Annotated in this window: 25 protein-coding genes; 15 read left to right on the top strand and 10 right to left on the bottom strand. The window is 64.4% G+C overall.

Annotated features, from left to right (window positions below; genetic code table 11):
* Positions 1-3 precede the first annotated feature (3 nt).
* Together RS897_RS04775 and RS897_RS04770 are read left to right on the top strand one after the other, a co-directional pair.
* Entirely contained in the window at positions 4-1,002 is a 999-nt protein-coding gene (locus tag RS897_RS04775) for a tripartite tricarboxylate transporter substrate binding protein (RefSeq protein WP_315835448.1), read from the top strand.
* A 38-nt stretch (positions 1,003-1,040) separates the two neighbouring features.
* Positions 1,041-1,907 carry a fumarylacetoacetate hydrolase family protein gene (locus RS897_RS04770; protein ID WP_315835447.1) on the top strand — a complete coding sequence of 289 codons (867 nt, stop codon included), beginning with the start codon at positions 1,041-1,043 and terminating at the stop codon, positions 1,905-1,907.
* A 175-nt stretch (positions 1,908-2,082) separates the two neighbouring features.
* Here RS897_RS04770 and RS897_RS04765 read toward each other — a convergent pair whose 3' ends face one another.
* From RS897_RS04765 to RS897_RS04750, 4 genes are all read right to left on the bottom strand, one after another.
* Positions 2,083-2,559, bottom strand: coding sequence for a YbaK/EbsC family protein (locus RS897_RS04765; RefSeq protein ID WP_315835446.1), 477 nt, complete (start codon positions 2,557-2,559; stop codon positions 2,083-2,085).
* Positions 2,560-2,639: 80 nt separating this feature from the next.
* Entirely contained in the window at positions 2,640-3,494 is an 855-nt protein-coding gene (locus RS897_RS04760) for an amidohydrolase family protein (RefSeq protein ID WP_315835445.1), read from the bottom strand.
* Between the two features lie 2 nt (positions 3,495-3,496).
* Positions 3,497-4,546, bottom strand: coding sequence for an aldo/keto reductase (locus tag RS897_RS04755; protein ID WP_315835444.1), 1,050 nt, complete (start codon positions 4,544-4,546; stop codon positions 3,497-3,499).
* 62 nt (positions 4,547-4,608) lie between these two features.
* Positions 4,609-5,478 (bottom strand): amidohydrolase family protein, encoded by an 870-nt coding sequence (locus RS897_RS04750; RefSeq protein WP_315835443.1) that lies wholly within the window; start codon positions 5,476-5,478, stop codon positions 4,609-4,611.
* Between the two features lie 368 nt (positions 5,479-5,846).
* Here RS897_RS04750 and ykgO point away from each other — a divergent pair, with 368 nt between their 5' ends.
* The 4 genes from ykgO (at position 5,847) to RS897_RS04730 (ending at position 8,315) form a co-directional block, all read left to right on the top strand.
* A complete protein-coding gene (gene ykgO, locus RS897_RS04745; protein ID WP_315835442.1) occupies positions 5,847-5,972 on the top strand; it encodes a type B 50S ribosomal protein L36 in 126 nt (41 codons plus the stop codon).
* A gap of 120 nt (positions 5,973-6,092) precedes the next feature.
* The gene (locus tag RS897_RS04740) at positions 6,093-6,728 is read left to right on the top strand and encodes a tetratricopeptide repeat protein (protein WP_315835441.1); all 636 of its coding nucleotides are present in this window, start codon (positions 6,093-6,095) and stop codon (positions 6,726-6,728) included.
* Positions 6,729-6,842: 114 nt separating this feature from the next.
* Positions 6,843-7,811 (top strand): alpha/beta fold hydrolase, encoded by a 969-nt coding sequence (locus RS897_RS04735; RefSeq protein ID WP_407654528.1) that lies wholly within the window; start codon positions 6,843-6,845, stop codon positions 7,809-7,811.
* 78 nt (positions 7,812-7,889) lie between these two features.
* On the top strand, positions 7,890-8,315 hold the full coding sequence (locus tag RS897_RS04730) for an OsmC family protein (RefSeq protein ID WP_315835439.1): 426 nt from the start codon (positions 7,890-7,892) through the stop codon (positions 8,313-8,315).
* 118 nt (positions 8,316-8,433) lie between these two features.
* Here RS897_RS04730 and pyk read toward each other — a convergent pair whose 3' ends face one another.
* Entirely contained in the window at positions 8,434-9,870 is a 1,437-nt protein-coding gene (pyk, locus tag RS897_RS04725; RefSeq protein ID WP_315835438.1) for a pyruvate kinase, read from the bottom strand.
* A complete protein-coding gene (locus RS897_RS04720; protein WP_407654434.1) occupies positions 9,867-10,481 on the bottom strand; it encodes a DUF1036 domain-containing protein in 615 nt (204 codons plus the stop codon). Before RS897_RS04720 ends, pyk begins: the two co-directional genes overlap by 4 nt.
* 221 nt (positions 10,482-10,702) lie before the next feature.
* On the opposite strand from RS897_RS04720, the gene RS897_RS04715 reads away from it, so the two are divergent.
* The 8 genes from RS897_RS04715 to RS897_RS04680 all read left to right on the top strand — a co-directional run bounded on the left by RS897_RS04715 (position 10,703) and on the right by RS897_RS04680 (position 19,475).
* Complete coding sequence (locus tag RS897_RS04715) at positions 10,703-11,005, top strand: DUF1244 domain-containing protein (RefSeq protein WP_315835437.1); 303 nt, start codon at positions 10,703-10,705, stop codon at positions 11,003-11,005.
* 87 nt (positions 11,006-11,092) lie between these two features.
* The gene (locus RS897_RS04710; RefSeq protein WP_315835436.1) at positions 11,093-12,055 is read left to right on the top strand and encodes an IclR family transcriptional regulator; all 963 of its coding nucleotides are present in this window, start codon (positions 11,093-11,095) and stop codon (positions 12,053-12,055) included.
* A 218-nt stretch (positions 12,056-12,273) separates the two neighbouring features.
* Positions 12,274-13,299 carry a BMP family protein gene (locus tag RS897_RS04705; RefSeq protein WP_315835435.1) on the top strand — a complete coding sequence of 342 codons (1,026 nt, stop codon included), beginning with the start codon at positions 12,274-12,276 and terminating at the stop codon, positions 13,297-13,299.
* Between the two features lie 40 nt (positions 13,300-13,339).
* Entirely contained in the window at positions 13,340-14,842 is a 1,503-nt protein-coding gene (locus RS897_RS04700; protein ID WP_315835434.1) for an ABC transporter ATP-binding protein, read from the top strand.
* 1 nt (position 14,843) lies between these two features.
* Positions 14,844-15,938, top strand: coding sequence for an ABC transporter permease (locus RS897_RS04695; RefSeq protein WP_315835433.1), 1,095 nt, complete (start codon positions 14,844-14,846; stop codon positions 15,936-15,938).
* A gap of 20 nt (positions 15,939-15,958) precedes the next feature.
* On the top strand, positions 15,959-16,882 hold the full coding sequence (locus RS897_RS04690; RefSeq protein ID WP_315835432.1) for an ABC transporter permease: 924 nt from the start codon (positions 15,959-15,961) through the stop codon (positions 16,880-16,882).
* Between the two features lie 48 nt (positions 16,883-16,930).
* Positions 16,931-18,025 (top strand): cyanuric acid amidohydrolase, encoded by a 1,095-nt coding sequence (gene atzD / locus RS897_RS04685; protein ID WP_315835431.1) that lies wholly within the window; start codon positions 16,931-16,933, stop codon positions 18,023-18,025.
* Between the two features lie 10 nt (positions 18,026-18,035).
* Positions 18,036-19,475, top strand: coding sequence for an amidase (locus RS897_RS04680; protein WP_315835430.1), 1,440 nt, complete (start codon positions 18,036-18,038; stop codon positions 19,473-19,475).
* Between the two features lie 59 nt (positions 19,476-19,534).
* Here RS897_RS04680 and RS897_RS04675 read toward each other — a convergent pair whose 3' ends face one another.
* The 3 genes from RS897_RS04675 to RS897_RS04665 all read right to left on the bottom strand — a co-directional run bounded on the left by RS897_RS04675 (position 19,535) and on the right by RS897_RS04665 (position 23,432).
* The gene (locus RS897_RS04675; protein WP_315835429.1) at positions 19,535-20,182 is read right to left on the bottom strand and encodes an OmpA family protein; all 648 of its coding nucleotides are present in this window, start codon (positions 20,180-20,182) and stop codon (positions 19,535-19,537) included.
* A 159-nt stretch (positions 20,183-20,341) separates the two neighbouring features.
* A complete protein-coding gene (locus RS897_RS04670) occupies positions 20,342-21,781 on the bottom strand; it encodes a caspase family protein (RefSeq protein ID WP_407654433.1) in 1,440 nt (479 codons plus the stop codon).
* Positions 21,782-21,962: 181 nt separating this feature from the next.
* Entirely contained in the window at positions 21,963-23,432 is a 1,470-nt protein-coding gene (locus tag RS897_RS04665; RefSeq protein ID WP_407654432.1) for a caspase family protein, read from the bottom strand.
* 557 nt (positions 23,433-23,989) lie between these two features.
* Between RS897_RS04665 and RS897_RS04660 the strand changes: the two genes are divergently transcribed.
* Positions 23,990-24,265 (top strand): DUF2312 domain-containing protein, encoded by a 276-nt coding sequence (locus tag RS897_RS04660; RefSeq protein ID WP_315835426.1) that lies wholly within the window; start codon positions 23,990-23,992, stop codon positions 24,263-24,265.
* 150 nt (positions 24,266-24,415) lie between these two features.
* Here the strand turns inward: RS897_RS04660 and RS897_RS04655 are convergent, their stop codons facing one another.
* A complete protein-coding gene (locus tag RS897_RS04655) occupies positions 24,416-26,083 on the bottom strand; it encodes a peptidoglycan L,D-endopeptidase MepK (RefSeq protein WP_315835425.1) in 1,668 nt (555 codons plus the stop codon).
* Positions 26,084-26,191 lie beyond the last annotated feature (108 nt).

The following is a 26,191-nucleotide window of genomic DNA, read 5'->3' as shown; positions in this document are numbered from 1 at the left end:
ATCATGAATCGCCGGGATATCCTCAAGGCGGCCGCCGCGTGGCCACTGGCGCAGGGCGCGCTGTCGTCGCTCGATATGGCCGCGCTGGCGCAGAGCGCCTGGCCCGCGCGCACCGTCACCATGATCGTGCCGTTCCCGGCCGGCGGCCAGGCCGATCTCGCCGCGCGGCCGGTGGCGCTGGCGCTGGAGCGCATTCTCGGCAAGCCGGTGGTGGTCGACAATCGTGCCGGCGGTGCCGGCGGTTCGGTCGGCAATGCCCAGGCCGCCCGTGCCGAGCCCGATGGCTATACACTTTTGATGACGCTGTCGTCGCTTGCGGTGCTGCCGGAAGCCGATCGCCTGTTCGAGCGGCCGGTGGCCTATGAAGTCTCGCAGTTCGCGCCGGTGGCGCGCGTGCTTGCCGATCCGACGTTGCTGGCGGTGCCGGCATCGGCGCCATGGAAGACGCTGCAGGATTTCGTCGACGACGCCAAAAAGCGTCCCGGCGAAATCACCTACGGCTCGTCCGGCCCCTACGGCACGCTGCACGTCGCCATGGAAATGTTCGCGGCGAACGCCGGCATCAAGCTGCTGCACGTGCCGTTCCGCGGCGCGGGCCCCGCGCTGACCGGCGTCTTGTCCGGCACCGTGCAGGCGCTGGCGTCGGCGCCCGGTGTGCTGCGGCCGCAGGTCGATGACGGCAAGATCCGCGTGCTGGCGAACTGGGGCGCGCAGCGAATCCCGAGCTTCCCGGATCTGCCGACCTTCAAGGAACTCGGTTACAAGGATGTGGAGTTCTACATCTGGGCCGGCCTGTTCGCGCAGAAGGCGCTGCCGGAGCCGATCATGACCAGGCTGCGGGCCGCGATGGCCGACGCCGTCAAGACACCCGAAGTGACCAGGACGTTCGAGACCGCCGGCAGCCCCGTGGCCTATCTCGATGCGCCGGAGTTCACCAAGTTCGTCGAAGCCGACAGCGCGCGCCTGATCGCGGCCGTGAAGAAAATCGGCAAGGTCGAATAACGCTACCAGTTCTGTCAGCCACCCAAGAAGGCAACATCATGAAGTTTGCGTCCTACTCTCATCAAGGCTCGAAACACCTCGGCGTGGTCGACGTTACAGGACAAAGCGTGCGGCCGATCGCCGGTGCTATCGACATGGTCGACCTCATCGCCCGTTATGAAACGCTGAAGCCGCAGCTTGCGTCCGACGCGCCAGGCCATGCTCTCGCCGAGGTGCGGCTACACGCACCGATCGAGGTGCCGCGCCGGAACATCATCTGCGTCGGCAAAAATTACGGCGAACACGCCAAGGAATTCTCGCGTTCCGGCTTCGAAGCGGGCGCCGTGAAGGGCGCGGAGATCGACGACTATCCGGCGGTATTTTCCAAGGGGCCGAACACCGTGGTCGGTCCTTATGACGACGTGAAGCTGCACAGTCACATCACCTCGAGTGTCGACTACGAGGTCGAGCTCGCCGTCATCATCGGCAAGGGCGGCCGGGACATCGCCAAGGCGGACGCCTACAAGCACGTCTTCGGTTACACGGTGGTCAACGACGTGACCGCGCGCGACCGCCAGAAGAATCACAAGCAGTGGTTTCTCGGCAAGACGCTGGATACTTTCTGCCCCATGGGTCCCTGGATCGTCACCTCCGACGAACTCGACCCGGAAAATCTCGACGTCAAATGCTGGGTCAATGACGAGCTGCGCCAGAACGCCAACACCAGCGACCTGATCTTCGACATTCCCACCCTGATCGCGACGATCTCCGCGGGCATGGCGCTGGTCCCCGGCGACATCATCGCCACCGGCACCCCCGCCGGCGTCGGCATCGGCTTCACCCCGCCGAAATTCCTGAAGGCGGGCGACGTGGTGGCGATGGAGATTTCAAACATCGGCCGCATCGAGAACAAGTTCGTGGCGTGATAGCGAACTGATTGCCAGCTTCTTCGCGATACGATCACTTTTGCTTTGTCGTTGCCGGGCTTGTCCCGGCAACCTCGCTTAGGGGCGCAATGCCCTCCTAAGCGGGATCACCGGGACAAGCCCGGTGATGACGATGGTGGGTGGGACGACCTTCGCTGGGCCATAACGGAAATTATCACCCCACCGGCGCAGCCAACTCGCACACATCCACCCATTCCGCCGATGTCAGCTCCGCCATCCGATCCGGTGAAATGCGCACCGCACTGTTGGTCGCACCTGCCGCAGGCACCACTTCATCGAACGCCTTCAGCGACACGTCGCAATAGATCGGCAGCGGCGTCGGCAGTCCGAACGGACAGACGCCGCCCACCGGATGGCCGGTGGCCGCCACCACTTCCTCGGCATTGAGCATCCGCGGCTTGCCGCCGAACACGGCGCGCGCTTTCTTGTTGTCGAGCCGCGCCGTGCCGCAGGTTACCACCAGCATCACGCGGTCGCCGACCCGCAGCGACAGGGTCTTGGCAATGCGTTCCGGCGTGACACCGAATGCTTCTGCGGCGAGTGCGACGGTGGCGGAACTCTGGGGCGATTCCAGAACGGCAATGTCGGGCGCATGCGCGGCAAAGAAGGCGCGGACCGATTCGAGACTCATGACGTTATCCTGGGAGAGGTGTTCGGACGGGAGGCCGCACCATGCCCAAAACGGCTCGAACTCTCAAGCACGCGCGCCGCTCATCCCGTGATCCGCCTGCCGCGATGTGACAGATAGAGTGTGGCCGCGTTGCCACCGAATACGCGCGCCCGCGCGGTTGCATCCAGCGATGCCATCAGACGTTCAGCGGTCGCGAGCCATCGGCCGTAATCGGCCGCGAGGGTGACGACGGGCCAGTCGCTGCCCCAGATCAATCGCTCGGCGCCGAAGCAGCTCAGGAGATGATCGGTGTAGGGTCTGACGTCATCGATCGTCCAGCCGGACGGTGCCTCGGTGACAAGGCCGGAGAGCTTGCAGGCGATATCGGGGAATTGCGCGACGGCGGCGATGTCGTCGCGCCAGGCCGTGTCGTCACCGGCTCCAATCGCGGGCTTGGCTGCATGATCGACAACCACACGCAACTGCGGGTGCCGTTCGAGCACGGGGAGCAGCCGCCGCAGATGCCGCGGCTTGAGCAGCGCGTCGAACACGAGCTGATGCGCGATCATGGCGTCGAATGCCGGCGCCAGGTCGGCGTGCGCGAGCCAGTCGTCGTCGGTTATATCTTGCACCATCGGGCGCAGGCCGACCAACAACGGATGGGTGGCGAGTCGCGCGATCGCGGCTGGCGCATCGGGTGAGGCAAATTCGGTCCAGCCGACCACGCCGGCGACGAACGCGGTCTTGTCCGCGATGTCGAGCAGGAATGCGGTCTCGGCCTCGGTCGGCGCGGCCTGGACCAGGATGCTGGCGGAAATTCCATGTGCGGCGAGATGTGGCGCCAGATCGTCCGGATCGAAATCGCGGTAGATCGCGCCGAGCGCGGGCGTCAACCATGCATAATCGCCGCGCGCCATGCGCCAGAAATGCTGATGCGCGTCGATCCGTGGTGTCATGGTTAGGCGGGAACCGGGACGTGAGTATCAAGCAGGCCTTCGGCTTTGAGATCGCTCCACAGGCCGATTGGGATTTGGCGCGACAACGAGTCGATGTTCCGCTGCACCTCCTGACCCGAGACGGCACCCAGCACAACGCTGGCAACGGCCGGGTGCGCCAGCGCGAACTGCAGCGCGGCGTCGGCCAGTGGCGTGCCGTGTGCACGACACACCGTTTCGATCCGTTCGACGCGCGCCATGATCTCCGGCGGCGCCACGGAATAATTATAGTGCGCCCCAGGCCGTGCGCCGGTGGCGAGAATGCCGGAATTGAACACGCCGCCGAGCAGGATGCCGAGGCCCTTGCGTTCCGCCAGCGGCAGGAAGCTCGCCAGCGCCGGTTGTTCCAGCAGCGAGTAGCGTCCCGCCAGCAGCATGGTGTCGAAATCGCCGGCCCGGGCGAAGCGCTCGCACATGTCGGCTTCGTTGAGGCCGACGCCGATGGCCGTCACGGCACCGCCGCTGCGCAGCTTGTCGAGGGCGCGGTAGGAGCCCTCCATCGCCTCCCGGAAACGCTGTTCGATCATGTCGGCGCCATGGGTCCAGACGTCGACGTCATGGATCAGCAGGATATCGATGCGATCGACCCCGAGCCGCAGCAGCGATTGTTCGAAGGCGCGCATGGTGCCGTCATAGGAATAGTCGACCACGGCGGCATGCGGCAGTCCGCCGACAAAGCCCCCTGGACCGCTCGACGGCCCGGTCTTGGCGCGTGCCGGATCCATCCAGCGGCCGACCTTGGTGGATAGCACGAATTCATTGCGCGGGCTGCGGCGCAGCGCGGTGCCGCAGCGATGCTCGGCAAGGCCGTATCCATAGAGCGGCGCGGTGTCGAACAAAGTGATGCCGTGGTCCAGCGCCGCCGTCACAGTGCCGATGGCGGTGGCCTCATCAAGGCGGGCGTAGAGATCGCCGAGCGGTGCGCTTCCGAAACCGATGGTGCTGACATTCAGTTCGGTTCGGCCGAGCGGACGGAGCGGCAGGCGAGGCGGGACAACGGGCTGTGCGGTCATCCGACAATGTTAGCGAGCAGCGTCCGCAAATGCGAGCCCCGGCGGTGGACCGCTGGCGTGCCTCACATGTTGAGCAGCTTGCGCGCGTTGGCCTTCAGCACCTTGGGCCTGACTTCGTCGCGGATCTCGAGCTTGGCGAAATCCGCCATCCAGCGATCGGGCGTGATGACAGGCCAGTCGGAGCCGAACAGCATCTTGTCCTGCAGGATGGTGTTGACGTAGCGCACCAGGATCGGCGGGAAATATTTTGGCGACCAGCCGGAGAGGTCGATGTAGACGTTCGGCTTGTGGGTCGCGACCGACAGCGCTTCTTCCTGCCAGGGGAAGGAGGGGTGCGCCAGGATGATCTTCATGTCGGGGAAGTCCACCGCGACATCGTCGATGTACATCGGGTTGGAATATTTCAGCCGCATGCCGTTGCCGCCCGGCATGCCGGAGCCGACCCCGGTCTGTCCGGTGTGGAACAGTGCGATCGAGCCGGCCTCGGCAATCGCCTCGTACAGCGGATAGGCCATGCGGTCGTTGGGATAGAAGCCCTGCATGGTGGGGTGGAACTTGAAGCCCTTGATACCGTGCTCGGCGATCAGCTTGCGCGCCTCGCGCGCGCCCACCTTGCCCTTGGCCGGGTCGATGCTGGCGAACGGAATCAGCACGTCGGAATTCTGCGCGGCGAGGTCGGCCATCTCGTAATTGTTGTAGCGGCGGAAGCCGGTCTCGCGCTCGGCATCCACCGGGAAGATCACCGCGGCGATGTTCTTGGCGCGGTAGTAGGCCGCGGTCTCCGGCACGGTCGGCGGATGCTTGTGCGGCGACTTGAAGTAGTCGGCCATCGCCGCCTGGAAATCGTCATAACCGTCGTCGCCGTGCGTGCCGCAGGGCTCCTCCGCGTGGGTGTGGATGTCGATGGCGATGACGTCGTCGAGATTGGGCATGGCGGGCACCGGAGCGGGAGGAAAAAGGGGCCGTATCAGAATTGATTATATCTTATAATGAATTTTGTCGAGGCCTCAAGCCGGCTGATTCCCTCCACAAACGTCAGTTCAATGTCGGCAATCCGCCGGATATCCGTTTACCAAAGGCGGCCGGAGTGGGTTTTATGAGGTATTTCAAGGCGAAACGGGCTACCTTCCCAGGCGCTAGCCAGCGGTTTTTCCCGGAAGTCGCCTTGATCGGATTGACATTCCACCGTCGCATGGCTTAGAAACCGCACGTCTCGCGCAGCCCGGCTGCCGGCGGGATGTTCTAGATTTTACCTTGTTTTCCGGCCTTGAATGCGGGCCTATCAACGAGCAGGTTTGTCATGAAGGTCCGTAATTCGCTGAAGTCGCTGCGCGGCCGCCATCGCGCCAACCGTCTGGTCCGCCGCAAGGGCCGGGTTTATGTGATCAACAAGGTCCAGCCTCGGTTCAAAGCCCGCCAGGGCTGAGTTCCTTAAAGGCTGAGTTTCGGGGGCTTTGGGCCTCCTTATCGCGTCTTCCCCCTTAAATCACAGCCGTTTGACACTGCGGTGCTTTGCAGTGCGAAAAAGCACGTCTACACTTCACCGATGACAAATCGGTCGGCGGCAATCATTGCTGGACTTCTCACCCTCGGACTGACGCTGGCGACGCCCGCAGGCGCGCAGCAGCGGCCCCAGGTCGGCCCGCAACAGAAGAAGCTGCCGGAGCCGCCGAAAGAGCTGCCCCGCGTCGGCGGCGACAAAACCCGCAATCTGGATTTCCTGTTCGGGGCGCTGAAGGCGGCGCCGGACGAGACCAGCGCCAAGCATGTCGAAGCCCGCATCTGGGCGGTCTGGTCGGCGACCCCCAGCGATACCGCCGCCTTGCTGATGGCGCGGGCGCGCGTGGCCATGGAAGGCCAGAAACTCGACGTGGCGCTGAAGCTGCTGGACAGCGTGGTCAAGCTGCGGCCGGATTACATCGAAGGCTGGAATCGGCGCGCCACGGTCTATTACCTGAAGAACGATTATGTCCGCTCGCTGGAGGACATCCGGCAGGTCTTGGCGCGCGAACCCCGCCATTTCGGCGCGCTGGCGGGCCTCGGCATGATCATGCAGGAATACGGCGACGAGAAGCATGCCCTCGAGGCGTTCCGTCAGGCCCTCGCGGTTAATCCGCGGCTGGAAAAGATTCCCGATCTGGTCAAAACCCTGACCGAGAAAGTGGAAGGCCGGGATATCTGACCGACTGATTTTCAAACGGAGATGGTTCATCCGCGCAGTTGATCATTTCGGCGCGAAACCGATCGTCCATCACCTCGTATTGTGTTTGTGAGAAATTCGCTCCGCATGATTTCCCTGCTTTTGATCGGTGTCGTGGTCGTGCTGGCGGGGCTGGCGCTGATCACGCAAGTCGGCGTGATCGTCATCCAGCGGATGTACCGGCCGCCCGGGCAGATGATCGATGTGGCGGGTGGGCGACTGCATGTGGTCGACATCGGACCGAAAGATGGAAGGGGACCGCCGCTGGTTCTGGTTCACGGCGCCAGTTCGAATCTGGAGGCGATGCGCCAGCCGCTCGGCGACCTTTTGTCCAAACGTCACCGGGTGATCCTGATCGATCGCCCCGGCCACGGCTGGAGTACGCGCGAGCGGCTGACGGACTCCACGCCGGCGATCCAGGCGGCGATGATCGACGAAGCGCTTGGCAAACTCGGCGTCGCGCGGGCCATCTTCGTGGTGCATTCATGGGCGGGTGCGCTCGGGCCGGCGATGGCGCTCGATCATCCGTCCCGCGTGGCGGGCCTGGTGATGCTCGCACCGGTGACGCATCCCTGGCGTGGCGGCGTGGCCTGGCATCATGAACTCGGGGTGAAGCCTTTGATCGGCGAGCTGTTCGCGCGAACGCTGGCGCTGCCGATCGGTCTCGCCATCATGGACGCCGGCGCGGGATCGGTGTTCCTGCCGCAGACCATGCCGCCGCATTATGCTCGCGACACCGCCACGGCGTTGCTGCTGCGGCCGTCCGAATTCCTGACCAATGCGCACGATCTGTCGGCGCTCAAGGCCGCGGTCGCGGCGCAGGTTTCCCGCTATGGCGAGATCAAGGTCCCCACCGTGGTGATATCAGGCGATACCGACAAGACGGTCTATATCGACGTCCACTCCCGGCCCTTCGTCGCGGCGGTGCCGAACGCGAAACTCGTGGTGCTGCCCGGCGTCGGTCACATGACGCAAAATGCCGCGCCCGAAATCGTGATCGACGCAATCGACGCGATGGTGGATGCCATGTCGCCTGCATCACAGGCTGTGGCGCGAGAGCGATAAAAGCCTGAACATCAAGTTGACGCATAAATCGATCATAGGTCGTGCGTTTGATGATTTTCATCGCAAGGGAGAGTGGACATGAAGACGCAAGGGTCGGCCGTCTGGCGCGGCGGTATCAAGGATGGCAAGGGTGCGATTTCCACCAAGAGCGGCGCGCTCAATGAATATCCCTATGGGTTTGCCAGCCGCTTCGAAGGCAAGCCGGGCACCAATCCCGAAGAACTGATCGGTGCGGCCCACGCCGGTTGTTTCACCATGGCGCTGTCGCTGATCCTGGGTGAGGCCAAGCTCACCGCCGAACAGATGGACACCACCGCCGAAGTCACGCTCGACAAGGTTGACGACGGTTTCGCCATCACCGCCGTGCATCTGACGTTGAAAGCCAAGATTCCCGGCGTCGACGACAAGACGTTTCAGGAATTGGCGGCCAAGGCCAAGGCGGGATGTCCGGTGTCGAAGCTGTTGAAGGCCGAAATCACGCTCGACGCATCGCTGGTGAGCTGAGCTTCGCAGTCCGTAGCCCGCATGAGCAACGCGACATGCGGGACCGTCTGATCCCGGATGTCGCTGATAGCGGTCATCCGGGCTACAGCTGAAATCACTCTAAAGAAAATCGTGACGGTTAGACGTTCGCGTCGCCGTTCGGTCCGACGGTGGCGATGCGCACCATGTTGGTGGTGCCGGGCGTGCCGAGCGGAACGCCGGCCACGATGATCACGCGCTGGCCAGAATTGGCGAAGCCATCGCGGAAGGCGATGCGGCCAGCCCGTTCCACCATGTCGTCCTGGTCGTGAGCATCTTCCGCGATCACGCAATGCACGCCCCACACCAGCGACAGCTTGCGGCCCGTGGTCTGGTTCGGCGTGATCGCCACCACAGGCGCCTTCGGCCGTTCGCGTGCCACGCGCAAAGCGGTCGATCCGGAACTGGTCCAGCAGATCAATGCGGAGAGGTCCAGCGTCTCGGCGATCTGCCGCGCCGCGTCGGCGATTGCGTCGCCAACGGTGGCTTCGGGATCCGGGCGTTGTGCGCTGATCACGCCGCGATAGGTCGGATCGCGCTCCACCTCCTCGCCGATGCGGTTCATGGTGGCGACCGCTTCGACCGGGAATTTGCCGGCTGCGGATTCCGCCGACAGCATGATGGCGTCAGCGCCTTCGAACACGGCGGTGGCGACGTCGGAGACCTCGGCGCGGGTCGGCACCGGTGACTGGATCATGGACTCCAGCATCTGGGTCGCGATCACCACCGGCTTGCCGGCGCGTCGTGCCAGCCGGGTCATTTGCTTCTGCAGGCCGGGTACGCGCTCGGCCGGCAGTTCGACGCCGAGATCGCCACGCGCCACCATCAGCGCATCGGACACCTCGACGATTTCCGGCAGCCGGTCGATCGCCTGCGGCTTCTCGATCTTCGACATGATGGCGGCGCGGCCGCGGGTCAATTTCTTGGCTTCAACCACGTCCTCGGGGCGCTGCACGAACGACAGCGCGATCCAGTCAACGCCGGCCTGCACCGCGGCCTCGAGGTCGGCGCGATCCTTCGGCGTCATCGCCGAGACCGGCAGGTCGGTGTCGGGCAGGCTGACGCCCTTGCGGTCGGACATCTTGCCGCCGATCACCACGCGGGTGATCGCGCGTTCCGGCGTGGTGTCCTCGGCGATCAAGCGTACCTTGCCGTCGTCGAGCAGCAGCGCGTGTCCCGGGCGCAGCGCCGCAAGGATTTCCGGATGCGGCAGGTGCACGCGGGTCTTGTCGCCGGGCGCGGGATTGGAATCGAGGGTGAAGGCTTCACCGTTGTTGAGCTGAGCCGCGCCATTGGCGAACTGGCCAAGCCGCAGCTTTGGTCCCTGCAAATCGACCAGGATGCCGATGGGACGGCCGTAGCTGGTCTCGACATTGCGGATGGTCTCGATCAGCTCCCGCATCTTGTCATGCGAGGTGTGGCTCATGTTGATGCGGAACAGGTCCGCACCGGCCTCGAACAGCTTGCGCAGCGTTGCGCTGTCCGATGAGGCCGGGCCGAGAGTTGCGAGGATCTTGATGCGCCGCAGGCGTCTCATTGTTTCTGTCCTGGTGTGGCGCCGGGAGGAATCCCGGGGGAAGCGGGTGGCACGCCGAGTTGAGGCGGCCCACCTGGTCCACCCGGTGAATTTGGCAAGCCGGGCAATCCCGGCCCTGGCTTCTGCTGTTCGCTCGATTCGGTGAGCTGCACGGTCCATGCACGCTGCTCGCCGGTATCGACCTCGAAAAAGCCGGTGCGGTCGTAACCTCGCGCCAGGCAGTCCTCGGTGCCTTTGATCGTGAACTCCTTGTCACGCGAGCACATGAAAGCCTGCCCGGACCATTCGCCGCCCCGGTCATAATCAACGGCATAGATGTAATAGAACCGTGCGACAAGCGTGCCACGCAGCAGCGTTTCGCAGGCGCGGGCGGAGACGTTCCACCAGCCCTCCGTGGTCCAGCCCTCGCTGTCCTTGTAGCCGAGCGCGATGCCGACTCGGCTCGAGGTGTTGTTGCAGAGCCGGAAGTCGGCGGCGGCAGGGCTGCTCCACGCGCACAGAGCGACAAACGCCAGCATCGCCGTGAGCAATCCCAAGGAAAACCTCAAGGGAAGCCTCGCAGCGTACGGACGATTGGAATGGCGTTGTGGGCGAGAATCGGCTGCAGTCATTTAATCAAGGTATATCAATCGATTGTTGATTTCGCGTAACCGGCATGGCCTGTCAACGGCATGGGGATTAAATCTCGATAACGGGGCCTGCGCCCAGGTGGTCTCCTCCAGAGGCTCTGGGGTGGGATTTGGCCCGTGATATGGCAAAATGTGCGATAATTCCTATCTCTGGCATCCAGGGATCATAACAAGTTTGGGATCGAACAGTTTAGGATCAAACTATGGCGCTTGACGACAAAACCAGAACAGAACTGGAAGCCGCCGCATTTCGGCGCCTGGTCGGCCACCTGCGCGAGCGTACCGATGTTCAGAACATCGATCTGATGAATCTGGCCGGCTTCTGCCGCAATTGCCTGTCCAACTGGCTCAAGGACGCGGCGGACGAGAAGGGCGTTGCGCTGACCAAGGATGAGAGCCGCGAAGAGGTCTATGGCATGCCCTATGAGACCTGGAAAGCGAAGCACCAGAGCGAAGCCTCGCCGGCGCAACTCGACGCCATGAAGAAGAGCCACACCGGCCACTAAGGCGTTTTCGAGCGAAGTGAATGTCGGTCTGTGACCGAACTCGGTCGCACAACTGGCGTCCGTGCGCAGTGCGGCCGCAGCGGGGTGATGAAGGCCCAACGTCCTCGCCGGTATTTCCGGCGATTTGGTCTCCACCAGCCGCACCCTCTGGCGCGTTTCTTGCCTTCGTTATGCTGGCAAGTTGAGGCGGCAGCCATGGCAATCAAGTCCCGGACACCCTCCAAGCGTTCGAATCCCAGGGAACTCAAGTCCGACGCGCGGACCGACCGCGATGCGGTACAGGCGGTTGCGCGTGCCGTCGACTTGCTTGAACTTCTTGCCGACAACGACGCCGGACTGCGGCTGGTCGATATCGCTGAAAAGTCGGGCATGGCCACGTCGACCGTGCACCGGCTGCTCACGACGCTGGAGGCCCGGCGTTTCGTATATCTCGACAAGCAGAGCCGCGCCTGGAACATCGGCGGCCATTGTTTCAGCGTGGCGGCGGCCTTTGGGCGCAAGCGCCGGCTGGCGGCGATGGCAGCGCCGGTCATGCGGCGCCTGCTCGATCGCAGCCGACAGACCGTCAATCTGGCCTTGGCCGACGCCGACAGGATGACGTTGCTGTATCAGACTGCTGGCCGCGACCTTCCCGAGGGCATCGCGCGCCCCGGCGCGCAATCCGCCATGACCCGGACGGCACTCGGCCAATCGGTGATCGCCGCTCTGCCGGATACCCAGATTGATCTCCTGCTTCGGACCTTGCCGTCTGTTCACGCGGATGCGCGGGGAGACCGCGACCTCGCGGGCATCATCAAGGCAACACGCCAGCGGCGCTTCGCCGTCGACGACGAGGTCAACGCTGTCGGGCTGCGCTGCGTGGCGGCACCAATCTTCGACGAGTTTGCAAGACCGATCGCCGCTCTCTCCATTGCCGGCGCAACCCAACGCATCGACTTTGCAGATCTCGCCGGGATCGGCCGTGAGGTGCTCGCCGCCGCTGCTGAGGTGACGCAGGCGATCGGCGGATGCGCGCCCGGATGGACGGCGCATGCCGGGTCCGTCTCCTGACCGCAATGCTTTGATGCATCAATAATATCCGGCGTTCTCCCGCATGGCGGGAAAGCGCCCGTGCCTCAGGACCGCGATGATAGTGTTTTCAGTGTTGCCGTTGCCCCGCGAGATGCCAACCGGAGTTTGGGCGAGGAGGGTGCCGGCGAGATCGTTATCCACTTCCGGATCATGGAGCATGAGCAATGCGTGATATGGCGCGAGAGATTACGGGGCGGATGAGCCGTGCGAGGGTGCTGCCCGGACTGCGTCGCACCGCGCTGGCGGCGTTGGCGGTCTTTGTCCTCGTCGGCCCCGCCGCGGCAGAGGACGCGAGCAAGGCCGCGATGTTGCTGCCGGGCTCCATCAACGACCAGAGCTGGAATGCGGTCGGTTACAAGGGCCTGATGAAACTCAAGGACGCAGGCTGGGAAACCGCCTACTCCGAAAACGTGCAATCCGCCGACGAGGTCGAGGCCCTGCGCGATTATGCCAAACGCGGCTTCAGCCTGGTGATCGGCCATACCGGCCGCTTCCTTTCGGCCGCCCAGCGGGTCGGGCGTGACTTTCCAAAGACGACCTTCATTGTCGGCTCCGGTTCGGCCGGCGCGGGCAAGAACGTCGCCTCTATCGACTACGACAACACCCAGTTCGGCTACATGATGGGCGTGCTCGCGGCCAAGCTCAGCAAGACCGGCAAGATCGGCTCGGTCAACAGCTTGGAAGGCTTGCCCAACATCGTGGCCCAGGTCGGTGCCTATCGCCTCGGCGCCAAGAGCGTCAACCCGAACATCCAGGTCAAGGTCATCTACATCAAGGATATGGAAGATGCTGCCGGCGCCAAGGAAGCGGCTCTGTCGCTGGCCGACTGGGGCGCCGACTTCATCAGCGGCAAATTGAACGCCGCCCAGGTCGGCATCATCCAGGCCGCCAAGGAGCGCAACATTTTCTGCAACGGCCGTTCGACCGATCACACCGCCGGCGCTCCCGCGAACGTCGCGACCAACATTGTCGAGAAGTGGGACGAGATGTACGCCGCCGCCGCTGTCGAAGCGAAGTCCGGAACGCTCGGCGGCAAGTACGAGCTCTACGGTCTCGGCACGCCGGGCAGCACCGGCGCCGCGTTGAAATATTCTGCGACCCAGGCGTTCAACCCGGCGGTCCCGGCCGCGGTCGCTGCCGATATTGAGGCGCTGGCCAAGAAGTTCGCCTCGGGAGATCAGAAAGTGACCGTCACCAAGGACGACGCCCACGGCGGCATCTGACGGCGTCTCGATCGGTTCGATCAGCGAGTAGACAGGCCCCATGGTCGCGCTTCTGGATATGCAGGGTATCGTCAAATGCTACGGCACGGTTCGTGCGAACCGGGCCGTCGATCTCACAGTCGAATCCGGCCGTGTGGTCGGCCTGCTCGGCGAGAACGGCTCTGGCAAGAGCACGCTGATGAAGGTGCTGTTTGGAATGGTCCGCCCGGATGCCGGGCGGATTCATGTCGCCGGGGCGCCGCTTGTCGGCCACAGCCCGCGCGATGCCATCGCCGCCGGCATTGGCATGATCCACCAGCATTTCACGCTGGTCGACGCAATGACGGTGACGGAAAACGTCATGCTCGGCTGGCAAGACGCCGGCAGCATTCTCAAGCCGGTCGCCATGGCAGCCCAGATTCGCCAGGCCAGCGCCACCTTCGGCCTTGCGGTCGATCCCGATGCGGTGGTCGCGACGCTGTCCTTCGGCGCGCGCCAGAGGGTGGAGATCGTCAAGGCGATCCTGCGCGGCGCACGGCTTCTCATCCTCGACGAGCCGACGTCGAACCTCAGTCCGCCGGAAGTCGCGGGCCTGCTTTCCGTGATCCGCCGGCTGCGGGAGAACGGTCGCGCGGTCATCTTCATTTCGCACAAGCTCGCCGAGGTGATCGAGATCTGTGATGAGGTCGTGGTGCTGCGCGACGGCGCGGTGTCCGGCCGCGCGTTTGTCGCCGACGTGACGCGCGAAAGTCTGGCGCGCATGATGGTGGAGCGCGACCTGTCCGCCCCGGTGACGCGCGCCACCACGGCGCCGGGTGACGTCACGCTGTCGGTGCAGAAGCTGTCGCGCGCAGAAGGCTCCGGCGTCGCCCGTCTCGACAACGTCAGCTTCGAGGTCAGAGCCGGCGAGATCCTCGCCGTCGCCGGGGTCGATGGCAACGGGCAGGCCGACCTGCTCGACACCCTCGCAGGCATTCTGCCGGCCAGCGGCGGGCGTATCCTTCTGTGCGGTCGCGACATCTCGATCCTCGGCGCACGCCAGCGCCTCGCCGCCGGCGTTGCCTATATTCCGGTCGACCGCGGCGGCACCAGCCTGGTGCCAGGCATGACGATCGCCGACAATCTCGTAATGCGCGATTTCGATCGGGCGCCGTTATCGCGTGGTCCGCTTCTGAGTTATGGCGCCATCGCCCGTCGGGCCGTCGAGCGGATGGCCGCTTTCGATATCCGCGCCGCCGGTGCCAACGCCCCGGCACGCACGCTGTCCGGCGGCAACCAGCAGAAGATTGTCCTGGCGCGCGAGATCGGCCGCCAGCCCCGGCTGCTGCTGGCCTTCCAGCCGACCTGGGGGCTCGACCCCGGCGCGGCGCGCTTCGTGATCGAGCAACTCCTTGCCTTGCGTGATGCCGGCGGAGCGATCCTTTACGTCTCGGCCGAACTGGAAGAAGTGCTCACGCTCGGCGACCGCATTGCCGTGATGTGCAACGGGCGCCTGTCCGAACCGATGACGCGCGCCGCCGTCGATGTCACCCGGATCGGCCTGATGATGGCGGGAGCCGCCTGACATGACCAAGAATGCCATCACGGGCAGCCCAGCGGCCGGGCCGCGTCTCGCCCGTCTCTCGCTCGCGTTGCCTGCTTCGGCAAGCTTTGGATCGTTCGGCCGCGCTGTGCTTGCAGTGCTGCTCGCTTTTGCGGTCGCGGCGATTCCGATTCTGATGGCGGGCAAGAATCCGCTCGTCGCCTATGCCGCGCTGATCGCGGGCGCTTTCGGCTCGCTGGACAACATCGCCTTCGCGCTCAACAAGAGCACGCCCTATATCCTCAGCGCCGTTGGCGTGGCGCTGTGTTTTCGCGCCAAGATCATCAATATCGGTAGCGAAGGACAGATCGCGGTCGGCGGCCTTGCCGCGTCCTATGTCGCATTGAACGCCGGCAATCTGCCGCCGTTTGCCGCCGTCGCTCTGGCCCTCTGCGCGGGAATGCTCGCCGGTGCGCTCTGGTCCGGCATCGCCGCCGCCATTCGCCTGACGCGCGGTGTTCATGAAGTGCTCTCGACACTGCTGTTGAATTTCATTGGAGTTTTGCTGGTCAGTGCAGCGCTCAATGGCTCGCTGGGCGAACCGGGAGCGGGGTTTCCGCAGTCGCCGCTGTTCGACGAAAGCGTCGGCCTGCCGACGCTGTTTCCAGGCTACGACTTGCACGCCGGGTTGTTGATCGCGCTTGCCGCCGCGATCGTCGGCCAGATCCTGCTGTGGCGCACCCGCTTCGGTTTTCGTATCCGCCTTCTCGGCGGCAGCCAGTCGGCCGCGGCCTATGCCGGCGTTTCTTTCGCCGGCGGTGTGATGGGCGTCATGCTGCTCGGCGGTGCCCTTGCGGGCCTGGCCGGCGGAATCGAGGTGCTGGGTGTACACGCCCGCCTGATCGAAGGATTTTCCCAAGGCTTCGGTTTCACCGCCGTTGCCGTCGCGCTGCTCGCGGCGGCCGAGCCGCTCGCGGTCATTCCGGCCGCACTGTTCTTCGGCTTTCTGCGGGCTGGGGCGCTTGCCATGCAGCGGGACGTCGGCATGCCCTCGTCGCTGGTTGATGTGATCCAGGGATTAAGCATCGTCTTCGTGCTGTGTGCCATGGGCCTCGACAACCGGCACCAACGGGTCTGAGACAGGGAGCCTGCAGCGTCATGGACACCCTTTTTGTCGCCAACCTCCTCGCAGCGTCCGTGCGCATCGCGGTGCCGCTCGTCCTCGGAGCGCTCGGCGGTCTGCTGTCCGAGCGCGCCGGCATCTTCGCAGTCGGGATCGAAGGCATGATGCTCGCCGGCGCATTCGGAGCGGCCGTCGGAACCTTCATTGGTGGCAGTGTCATGGTCGGTCTTGCTTGTGCGATTCTCGGCGCCGCCGGGATCGCCGCTATCGTCGCTGTTGCGGTGACGCGGTTCCGCGCCGACCAGATGGTGACGGGACTCGCCGTCGGCATCCTGTCGCTCGGCCTCACCAGCTTCCTGATCCGCGGGTTATTCGGCGGCCATGCACCGGTGATCCGTCTGGACGTTCTCGGCGCGATCGCGATTCCTTATCTGTCGGATCTGCCCGTCCTGGGTTCCGCTGTTTTCCGGCAACCTCCGCTGACTTGCGCGGCGGTCGCGATCGTCGTGCTGATGCATCTCTTTCTGCATCGCACCCGGGCGGGCCTGACGTTGCGCGCGAGCGGCGAGAATCCTGAGGCGGTTTTTGCCGCCGGCAACGATCCGGTTCGTGTCCGCCAGATCGCCGTTATCGCCGGCGGTGCGATCGCCGGTCTCGGCGGTGCGGTCCTGGTGCTGCAGGATGTCGGCACCTTCACCGACGGCATGACCAGCGGGCGCGGCTTCCTGGCCCTCGCCGCCGTCATCGTCGGTCGCTGGACGCCGTTCGGCGCGCTGGCGGCCTGTCTTGTCTTTGGCGCGGCCACCGCGATCGAGGTGCGCCTGCAGGGCGTCGATCTGCCGGTGAGCTCCTATGTCATCCAGATGGTGCCTTATGCCCTGGCGCTGCTGGTGCTCGCCGGGCTCGGCCGCGGCACACGCATGCCACAAGCCATCGGCCGGCCCTACAATGCGGGCTGAGCGGCTTCCTCCCCAACTCCGATCCATCCCTTTCGAAGGAGACTTGCCATGAAAATCGGTGTCCACAAGATCGCGATGGCCGCGCCCAATGATGTCTCGGGCCTCAAGGCGCTGATCGACGCTGGCGCGGTCGATCCTGCTTCGATTGTCGCTGTTATCGGCAAGACCGAAGGCAATGGCGGCGCCAATGATTTTACGCGCGGGTTTGCGACGCTGAGCTTCCAGCTTCTGCTCGCGCCTCTGCTTGGCACGACCCCGGACGACGTCGGCGCGCGTATCGCCTTTGTCTGGTCCGGTGGCACCGAAGGCGTGCTCTCTCCGCATGCCACGATTTTCACCCGCGTGCCGGGCGTGCCGGCGCAAACGCCGCGGTTGGCGCTCGGCATCGCCGTCACGCGCGAACTTGCGGCGGAGGAGATCGGCCGTATGGCGATGGTCGAGGTGGTCGCGGATGCCGTTCGTCGCTGCCTTGCCGACACCGGGATCACCGATCCGTCGGCGGTGCATTATGTTCAGGTCAAGGGACCGCTGCTGACTCCGGCTCGCATAACCGAGGCCCGCGCCCGCGGGGCTGCGCTTGCGACGGAGGATCCCAACGGATCCAAAACCTATGCGCGCGGTGCCATGGGCCTTGGCGTCGCGCTCGGTCTCGGCGAAGTGTCCGGCGCAGATCTGTCGGATGCGGTGATCGCCCGCCGGCTCGATCTGTTTTCGTCCGTCGCCTCGACGTCGGCAGGCGGAGAGCTGAAGAACTGCGAAGTGCTGTTGTTCGGCAATTCCGCTTCAGCCGGAGGAGATCTTCGCATCGGCCACGCGGTGCTGGCGGATGCCATCGACGCGGACGGCGTGCGCGCGGCGCTCGCGAGCGCGGGGCTGGATGTGTCCGCATCCGTGGGGCGCGAGGATGCCGGCCGGATTGCGGCGGTGTTCGCCAAGGCCGAGGCGAGCCCGACGGGCAAGATCCGCGGCTGGCGCAACACCATGCTGTCGGATGCCGACATCAATTATGAGCGCCATGCCCGTGCCGCCCTCGGCGCGGTGATCGCCAGCGTGACCAACGACCCGGCGATTTTCGTGTCCGGGGGCACCGAGCATCAGTGTGCGCCGGGCATGGCGCCGATCGCAGCGATCGTGCGGGTCTGAGTCCTTGCCCATGAATGGCAGCGAGAATGCGCCGCTCTGGGCGCTGACGGCGTGCGAACTCGGCTCCGGTTATACGGCCGGTGCATTCTCGCCGCTTGGTGTCCTGGACAGCGTGATGGCGCGGTTCGATGCGGTCAATCCGCTGATCAACGCCGTGGTCACGGTTGATCGTGACGGTGCACACGCCGCCGCCGCCGCATCGACGGCGCGCCATCGCGCCGGCAAGCCGCTGAGCCGGCTCGACGGCGTGCCGATCACCGTCAAGGACAACATCGCGGTCAAGGGCATGCGCGCCACCTGGGGCAGCCGGCTCTATGCCGATCATGTTCCTGCCGCCGACGAGTTGGCGGTCGCGCGGTTGCGCATGGCTGGCGCGGTGATTCTCGGCAAGACCAACTGCCCGGAGTTCACGCTGCAAGGCTACACCGACAACACTCTCTTCGGCGCGACACGCAATCCCTACGATCTGGCGTTGACGCCGGGCGGATCGAGCGGAGGAGCGGTGGCGGCGGTGGCGGCCGGCATCGGCCCGATCGCGATCGCCACCGACGGCGGCGGTTCCATTCGCCGCCCGGCCTCGCACACGGGCCTTATCGGGCTCAAGCCGTCGCGCGGACGCGTGCCGCGCGACGGCGGATTTCCCCCGATCCTTTTTGATCTCGAAACCGTCGGACCCATTGCGCGCGCGGTGGATGACGTCGCACTTATCATGGGGCTGATTGCTTCGCCCGATGCACGCGACCCTGCAAGCCGGGGTTTTGTTCCGTTCGCGGCCGAGCCGCGCCTTGCCCGCCGGATCCTGTACGTCCCGCGCTTCGGGGACGCGCCGGTCGATGAGGAGATCGCCGCCCACGTCGATGCCGCTGCCAACTGCTTCGCGGATCTCGGTCATAGCGTCGAGCAACAGACCGCTCCCTTCGATGTGTCTGCCATCGCGGCCGCGTGGCCCGTCATCAGTCAGGGCGGCCTGTCGTGGCTCGGCACGCGGCTTACCGGGTTTGGTGAGAAGGCATCGGTGGCCATCCGTGACATGGCCGCAGCCGGCCGCGCGTTCTCTGCTGCCGACTATGTCGATGCGCTGCTCGTGATCCGCGACCTCGAGCGCCGCCTCGCAGCGGTGTTCGAGCGTTACGATCTGATCCTCACCCCGTCGGCGGCTGCCTTGCCGTGGCCGGCCACCGACCCCTTCCCGACAACGATTGCCGGCCGCAGCGTCGGCGGGCGCGGGCATGCGGTGTTCACCGCTTTTGTGAACATGGCGGGACTGGCCGGCATCAACCTGCCTTGCGGATCGTCGCGCAACGGCCTGCCGATCGGACTTCAGCTTGTTGCGCCCGTGGGCGGTGACGGATTACTCGTCTCAATGGCGGACGAATGCGAAGCCGCGGCGCTGTGGTCGCCGGTCAGGCCTCAATGCATTCCCGGGCTTCGGGCTGCCGTTGCGATGTGAAGCTGGGATCGCCAAGGCGCATCAAGGCGCTTCGCCAGCCGCGCGTCCCCACGATCCCGTCACTTCGATGCGGTTTTGTCAGTCATGGTGACGACCTCGACTCGCCGATTGGTCGGGTCGGCTGGATTGGCAGCATCCTTGGGTTTCGACTTGCCGTATCCGACAGCCACCAGATCCGCGGCCGCGACGCCGTATTTGTCCACCAGATGGCGCTTGATGGACTCCGCACGGCGTTCGGACAGTTCCTGATTGTACTCTTCGCCGCCGGTCGCGTCGGTGTGACCGGCGACCACAAAGGTCGATCCCTTCAGTCCGGGATCCGACAGGGCTTGTCCCAGCGCCGCCACCTGCGGCATCGCCTTCTGGCTGATCTCCGCCGAGTTGTAGTCGAACGTGATCTCGAGATCGATCGCAGGTTTCTCCCTGGCGATGGTGGCGATCTGCTCGCGCTCGCCCAGCGACAGCGAACGCGTCGGCCGGTTGCGCAATGACGCCACGAATTTTCCTTGCGCCGCGCTCGCCGTTGCATCGGGAGCCGGGGCCGTCATGCTGCGCGAAATCCGTGGCTTGGTCAGCGCATCACGGATCTGGTCCGCACTGACGCCGTCGCCGGCATGGGCCAGACCTGCGGTCAGTGCCAGCAAGGTGGCGCAAACGAGTGTCGCACGGCCACTGGTCGAGTTCACTTTCCCGAACGATTTCAACATTTCTCCCTCCTGCCAGACGAGCGCAGCACTGCAATGCGTGCAGTCACGCCTTCGACACATCGGTCAAATCAAAAGCAACAGTTCTACGGCATTTGTGTTTGCGTCGTCGTCTTCGGTTCAAATGGAACACCGGAGTGTGGGGCGGCGCCTTTCAAATCGTCAACGCAGTCCGTAATTGGCGAATTCCTTGACGATGTTCGGGTCCATGGCCTTGGCCTTGGCAAGGTCGCGCTCGCCGTCGGCGGCGGCGCCATTGCGCACTTTCGCAAGTCCCCGGCCATAGAGCGATGAGGTCAGCTTGGGATTGGCGGCAAGCGCAGCATCGAAATCGGCGATGGCATTGCGGATCTGTCCGCTCTTCAGGTTCAGCAGTCCGCGGCTGTCGAGGGCATCGGCAAAGCCGGGCCGCAGCCGCAGTGCTTCCTCGCAGTCCTTCGACGCGCCGCGAAGATCGCCAGACACAGTTCGGGTCCAGCACCGATTGTTGTAGGCCTCGACATCCCTGGGGTTGAGGCGCAGCGCCTCGTTGAAGTCTTTCAGCGCCAGCGTGTAGGCACCCTTGCTGGCGTAGAGCTGGCCGCGCTTGTACCAGGATGCCTGGTCGTTCGGGTTGGCCGCGATCTTGCCGCTCAATATCTGGATCGCCGGATCATCGATCGGCGCGACGGTGTTGGGCGGTGGAATGTTGGCGATAATGGGTGGATTGGGGGGCACAAGCGGCGGCGTGTCGGCGACCGGTGGCTGTTTAGGCTTATCGGGCGACTTGTCAGGCGACTTATCAGGTGACTTGGGCGTTTCGATCACGACGGGAGGTGGCTTGAGCTCCGGCAAAGACACCGGCTTGGTCGTCGTCACCGGTGGCTCGACACGCTTTTGCGGCGAAACAAGTCCGAACGCGAACGGTTCGGTCAGCGTGGACAACAGCCAGGGCACCTGCGCGCCCTGGGAGGCACGGGACACGCCATCGCGGACCCGGTTGAACATCTCCTCGGCGGTCAGATCGGGAACGCTGACCTGCTTGAGCCATTCGCTCACCAACAGGCTTTGCTCGCCAGCGCCGCCGGACGCGACGGTGTCGGGCGCGGCCGAATACATCGCAAGCATGCCGCCGGGGGCCTTCAGCGGAGCGAGGCCAGCAAAATAGCTGCGGAAACGTTTTTCGAATGGATTGCGCCGGGAAGCATCGAGCAACGCGATCCTGACGTCAGCGCCACGATTTTTGAGTTCGCCCAGGATGGCATCAAGAGCGATGCCGTCGCGCTGGACGTCAGTCTCGGCCCAAATGCTGGCGTCGATCGGAATCAGATAGTTCTGGCCGCTGGTCTGAATGCCGACGCCACTGAAGAAGATCAGTGCGATCGAGCCCTGTTTGATGTTGCCGTAAAAGCGATCGAGGGCGAGACGTATGATGTCCCCGGTCAGGTTCTCGCCGGTCTCGACGTCGAATCCGTAGCGCCTGAGCTCTTCGGCCACATCGCGTGCATCGTTGACCGGCTCCTGCAGCGGTGCTTCGCCGGCGGCGTATTTGGCATTGCCGATGACAAGCGCAAACCTGTTGCCGTCAACTCGGCTGACCGCGGCCTGCGATCCTGCCGGCATCACGGCCAGCGTGAGACATGCCCATAAGACAAAACGGATACATCGGACAAGGCGGAAGTTCATACGGCGCCAATCCAGAACAATTCCGTTCAGCTTATAGCATCGCGCCCAAAGACCGGCATGTCGGTCTTTGGGCGGTCTGGCTATTGTCCACCGGGCATGAGTAGAAGCTGCGGGCTTCTTAATAACGGCCTCTGCCGGTGGAGCCATAATTCCCGCCACCGCCGTAGCTGCCACGGCCGCGATAACCTCCGCCACCGCCAAAGCCACCGATGCCGATCCCGATACCTCCGATGATGGGAACTTGGGGAGGCGCGTCGTAGACAACATCGTCGTCGGGTGCTGGCCGTCGCCGGCGCGGCGGCGGATCGTCGGCAACGCGCTTCGGCGGCTTCTTGATGCCGCGTTTGGGCGGGGCATCGTCGTCGTCTTCGACTTTCCTGGTGGGCGTCGCTTTGATGGGCTGGACCCCGCAAGGACAGGTCGGTCCTGCCAGCGAGGCGTTGATCAGCCCAGGTGCGGCGGCGTTGGCATTCAGCGAGCGGTTGCGCATCCGATCGGCTAGCTTGCGCGCGGTCGCGGCGAGATCGCTGTTTGGATAAGTCTGCAGGAACGCTTGGTAGGAGGGCCCGGTGTTCACGAGAACCGTGGTCTGCCACGCGATCATTTCGCGGCGTCGCTCCAGCACCATACGCACCCGCGGGGCCAGCGGCGGCTGGGTGAACAGCGCCACGAAGGCTTCATAGGCCTCGACCGTATCGTCGGCGACCGCGAGGTCGTAGGCCGCCTGCGGCTCCTTGCCCTTCAACTGTTTCTTCCAGTCCTCCGCCGAGCGTTTCGGCGCCGGCGTAGCTGCGGCATCGGACTGGTTCTGCTGTGGGAAGAACCTGAAGGCATCGGTCAGCGATGAACTGTCCCAGGGCGTCTGGCGGCCGCTGGTATCCTGGTTGACCGACACGCGCACGCGCTTGAACGTCTCCTCGATCGAAAGGCCTGGTTCACGCGCGGCCTTGAGCAAGGCAGTGGTGTAGGGACTGTTGATGCCGCGGCCATCTTCGGCTTCCGCGCCGGGCGACGTTGAGTAGGAAATGAAGGTGCCCGTGGCGCTGGCCTTCGCATCGACCATCGCAAATCCATGGCCCACGGTCTTGCCGAGTTCGGGGAACGGATTGTTGCGGCATGCGTCGAGCAAAAGGATGCGCATCTTGTTCGGCACGGAGCCCAGGGTATTGAGCACGTCATTGAGCCGGACGGCCTGCAGCGGGATGTCGGCCTCGCGCTTTGGATCGACGTCGATCGGCACCAGAAAATTTTCGCCGTCGATCTGCAGGCCGTGGCCGGCATAAAACACCAGCGCGATGGCGTCCGGCCCGGTGTCGGCGACCTTGGCGGCGAACGCGCTGACTGTCGCGCGCATGTCGTTTTGCGTCAGGTCAGCCGCTGTCTGGACGTCGAACCCGGCGTCACGCAGGAGTTGCGACATCATTTTCGCGTCGTTGGCAGGATTGGGCAGTGCCGGCACCGAGCGATAGGCCGACTGGCCAATCACAAGCGCCAGGCGACTGTCCGCGTACGCATCGCCTGGGGTCATCGAGTGGAACCCGAACAGGGCGGCGGCAGTGAAAAGGGCGCAATGGAAGGAGCGAAACATGGCACCACCTCGCAGGCGATGAGTGAGACAACACGCGGAAAGCCGGCTGCCGCTCTTATGTCTGGCCGCATCGCGCTCCGGTTCAGTCTCCCGTGAGAATTACCGTGCGATCAGTGCGAAACCCTGCAGCGCGGAAAGAGCCCGGGTTACGCCCGTCACCCCGGTGGATTGAACAAGCGTAGCGCACGGTCACGACGGCGCCTGTGAGATGGGTCACAGTTTACCGTGGCGGCGGGTGCCCCCTGGGCGGACCGATGATTCGATGCCGATGCCATGGGCAGCGGATCCACAATCAATGAAAAATCGCCGGGGCTCGGTGCGCCGCGCAACTTCCCTGTGGGTCTCTGTGGATGAGCGCCCTCCCGCCTTGACGGCGGGCGCCACTCTCTTGAGTGTCATTTTAAGATGTCTTGCGTAATCCCGGGCTCCGTACGCGGTGCGGTGATTCGCGCAGGCTGATCGACGCACACCGAACAGGGCGTTTTCATGCGGCACGGAGCTGTCCTGCCGGAAAATGGCTTGTTACCTCAAATCAATTTGTCACTCAGGAGTAAGCGATGGCCACCTCTGCCGCCGTCATGGAACAGGAATCGCCTTCAACCAGCTTTGCCAAGGATCAGCTCAAGTCCATCATCGAGCGCATCGAGCGGCTGGAAGAAGAAAAGAAGACGATTTCGGACGATATCCGCGACGTTTATGCCGAGGCCAAAGGCAATGGCTTCGACGTCAAGGCGCTGCGCACCATCGTTCGCTTGCGCAAGCAGGACGCCAACGAGCGCCAGGAGCAGGAAACCATCCTGGAAACTTACATGCAGGCTTTGGGAATGCTCTAGAGTTATTTCCGTTCCGATGAATCGGAACGGAGCTCCAGCATTTTGTTTTGACGCGTTTTCTTAACGCGAACCGGTATCCACTTCGCTGGAAAACGCTCTCAGGGAGCGATCTGGCGCTGACGCCAGCGGGGGCCCTCTCGGTACCCGCCGTCAGCGCAGCGACGCGGTCCGCGTCACGAAAGAGGCCGTCGTCAGGGTGGCGACGGCAGAGCCCGAGAAACGCTCGCAATTGATGCCGAGCTGCGGGTCATCCGAGAATGTCATGGCGACTGCGCTGTTCGGTTTCAGGAACAGGTGCCGCATCACCGTCATGTCCTGTTCGCCAAGCGAGCTTGCGAGCATTGCGGTCGAGGCGCTCGGTGCCAGGATCATCGCTCGCATCCAGACCGTATTGGTGTTGGTCGCCGGAGAAATGCGCGCGGTGGTTGCGATCACCGACGGCCGGCCCTGCTGGCCCTTGGTGACGACGGTCGTAATTTCGGCCGCCATTGGATTGCGTGACGGCGAGGTCTGCCGGGTGAGGCGCGGGATCGGCGCGCTGGCGGCGACAATGCGGGTCCGGTCCATCGGTGCGACAGGTGCGTAGGCCAGTGCCTGCGAGCCCGGCGGCAAGCTTGAGGTGGATTGCGGATCAGCGGATGCGAACGCATTGCGGGCGGCCAGCGCCGCCACCTGAGCCGGGGTCGCCTGCTTCGGCCTGGCCGGTTCGTCACCCCAGAAGCCGCGGGCATTGATGATGTCGGCCGGCGTTTGCGGCTTCGGCTCTGCGGACGCGGTTTTCGCAGGGGCGGTCTTGGCAGCATCAGTCTTGGCAGCATCGGTCTTGGCAGCGGCGCGGTTCGTTGCAGCGGGAGCCAGAACGACGGTCTGCATATCGGCGGAGGCAACCTGATAGGTCGCGGCGGCAGCCGGTTTGGAGCGCGGCAGCGGAATCGGGCCGGCGGGCTTCGTCGCGTCCACGGAAGCCGCAAGCGCCACAGGCGTCGCCTTCGCGTTTTCGGCCGAGGCGGTGGACGCAGCACCCCCTTCGTCATCCTCGTCCGCGGCCTGCTTGCCGCGGAACAGCGATGCGAACAGGCTGGGTTTGCTGGCAAAGCTGCCGGCATCGTCACCCGACTTGCGGCGTTCCATGTCGGCCAGCGCCAGCTGATAGCCCGGCAGCGGATTGCCGTCGGACGGCACATGCACGGTGCGACCGTTCGGGAAGACGCGGGCGAGCTGATCGTGGGTCATGCGCGGCCAGTGCCGCACGCTGCCGGTGTCGAGGTGAACGAATGGCGATCCGGAGGTCGGATAGAAGCCGACGCCGCCGCGTTGCAGCCGCAGGCCCGCGGAGCGAATCTGCTCCAGCGGCACGCCGGGGATGAAGAAATCCATCGCGTGTCCCAGCATATGCTGGCTGGAGCGGGCCACGCCGGAATGCGCCGAGCGACGGCGCAGCATCGAATTCGTGGCGGGGGAGCGATAGGCGGAGATGATCTGGATCGGCTGCTTGCCGTCGACGTCGCGATAGACTTCCCAGAGGATATCAAACAGATGGCGGTCCATCGTGGTTTGATCCTGGCTGCGCCAGTCGCGGAGGAACCGATTGAGCTGTTTCAGCGCGGCTTCGTCATAACGACCGCTGCGTTTGAATGTGACCGTGAGGTCTTCGCCGGAATGAGTGTGGTGAAAGGAGAGGGTTCGGGTGTCGCCGGCGGCGGTTGCATCATGCACACTGCGGGCGCCGCCAACAAGCAGCAGTGTCGCCACACCGAGGCAAACACCGGCTTTTGGAATCGACACAAAACTCAAGCTGCGTGCGAAGCGGCTCAGCACGTCAGAACGATCCCCTTAAGACGACCCAAACAACCAAGACGATGGGATAACCAACGATCGGAAAACCAGTGACCAGCAAACCAATGTCTTGTCGCAAACTTCCTCGTT

It is taken from the genome of Bradyrhizobium prioriisuperbiae, assembly GCF_032397745.1.
GTDB classification, from domain to species: domain Bacteria; phylum Pseudomonadota; class Alphaproteobacteria; order Rhizobiales; family Xanthobacteraceae; genus Bradyrhizobium_A; species Bradyrhizobium_A prioriisuperbiae.
This window is presented reverse-complemented; position numbering and strand designations above follow the sequence as displayed.

Bases quoted from the DNA above. Each gene is read 5' to 3' on its own strand.
- atzD (WP_315835431.1), top strand. From the start codon at position 16,931: ATGAAAATCGGTGTCCACAAGATCGCGATGGCCGCGCCCAATGATGTC.
- RS897_RS04755 (WP_315835444.1), bottom strand. From the start codon at position 4,546: ATGACCGCACAGCCCGTTGTCCCGCCTCGCCTGCCGCTCCGTCCGCTC.
- RS897_RS04775 (WP_315835448.1), top strand. From the start codon at position 4: ATGAATCGCCGGGATATCCTCAAGGCGGCCGCCGCGTGGCCACTGGCG.
- RS897_RS04750 (WP_315835443.1), bottom strand. From the start codon at position 5,478: ATGCCCAATCTCGACGACGTCATCGCCATCGACATCCACACCCACGCG.
- RS897_RS04670 (WP_407654433.1), bottom strand. From the start codon at position 21,781: ATGCCGGCAGGATCGCAGGCCGCGGTCAGCCGAGTTGACGGCAACAGG.
- RS897_RS04700 (WP_315835434.1), top strand. From the start codon at position 13,340: ATGGTCGCGCTTCTGGATATGCAGGGTATCGTCAAATGCTACGGCACG.
- RS897_RS04710 (WP_315835436.1), top strand. From the start codon at position 11,093: ATGAAGGCCCAACGTCCTCGCCGGTATTTCCGGCGATTTGGTCTCCAC.
- RS897_RS04705 (WP_315835435.1), top strand. From the start codon at position 12,274: ATGAGCCGTGCGAGGGTGCTGCCCGGACTGCGTCGCACCGCGCTGGCG.
- RS897_RS04720 (WP_407654434.1), bottom strand. From the start codon at position 10,481: ATGACTGCAGCCGATTCTCGCCCACAACGCCATTCCAATCGTCCGTAC.
- RS897_RS04690 (WP_315835432.1), top strand. From the start codon at position 15,959: ATGGACACCCTTTTTGTCGCCAACCTCCTCGCAGCGTCCGTGCGCATC.
- RS897_RS04680 (WP_315835430.1), top strand. From the start codon at position 18,036: ATGAATGGCAGCGAGAATGCGCCGCTCTGGGCGCTGACGGCGTGCGAA.
- ykgO (WP_315835442.1), top strand. From the start codon at position 5,847: ATGAAGGTCCGTAATTCGCTGAAGTCGCTGCGCGGCCGCCATCGCGCC.
- RS897_RS04675 (WP_315835429.1), bottom strand. From the start codon at position 20,182: ATGTTGAAATCGTTCGGGAAAGTGAACTCGACCAGTGGCCGTGCGACA.
- RS897_RS04740 (WP_315835441.1), top strand. From the start codon at position 6,093: ATGACAAATCGGTCGGCGGCAATCATTGCTGGACTTCTCACCCTCGGA.
- RS897_RS04730 (WP_315835439.1), top strand. From the start codon at position 7,890: ATGAAGACGCAAGGGTCGGCCGTCTGGCGCGGCGGTATCAAGGATGGC.
- RS897_RS04760 (WP_315835445.1), bottom strand. From the start codon at position 3,494: ATGACACCACGGATCGACGCGCATCAGCATTTCTGGCGCATGGCGCGC.
- RS897_RS04715 (WP_315835437.1), top strand. From the start codon at position 10,703: ATGGCGCTTGACGACAAAACCAGAACAGAACTGGAAGCCGCCGCATTT.
- RS897_RS04660 (WP_315835426.1), top strand. From the start codon at position 23,990: ATGGCCACCTCTGCCGCCGTCATGGAACAGGAATCGCCTTCAACCAGC.
- RS897_RS04765 (WP_315835446.1), bottom strand. From the start codon at position 2,559: ATGAGTCTCGAATCGGTCCGCGCCTTCTTTGCCGCGCATGCGCCCGAC.
- RS897_RS04665 (WP_407654432.1), bottom strand. From the start codon at position 23,432: ATGTTTCGCTCCTTCCATTGCGCCCTTTTCACTGCCGCCGCCCTGTTC.
- RS897_RS04695 (WP_315835433.1), top strand. From the start codon at position 14,844: ATGACCAAGAATGCCATCACGGGCAGCCCAGCGGCCGGGCCGCGTCTC.
- RS897_RS04770 (WP_315835447.1), top strand. From the start codon at position 1,041: ATGAAGTTTGCGTCCTACTCTCATCAAGGCTCGAAACACCTCGGCGTG.
- pyk (WP_315835438.1), bottom strand. From the start codon at position 9,870: ATGAGACGCCTGCGGCGCATCAAGATCCTCGCAACTCTCGGCCCGGCC.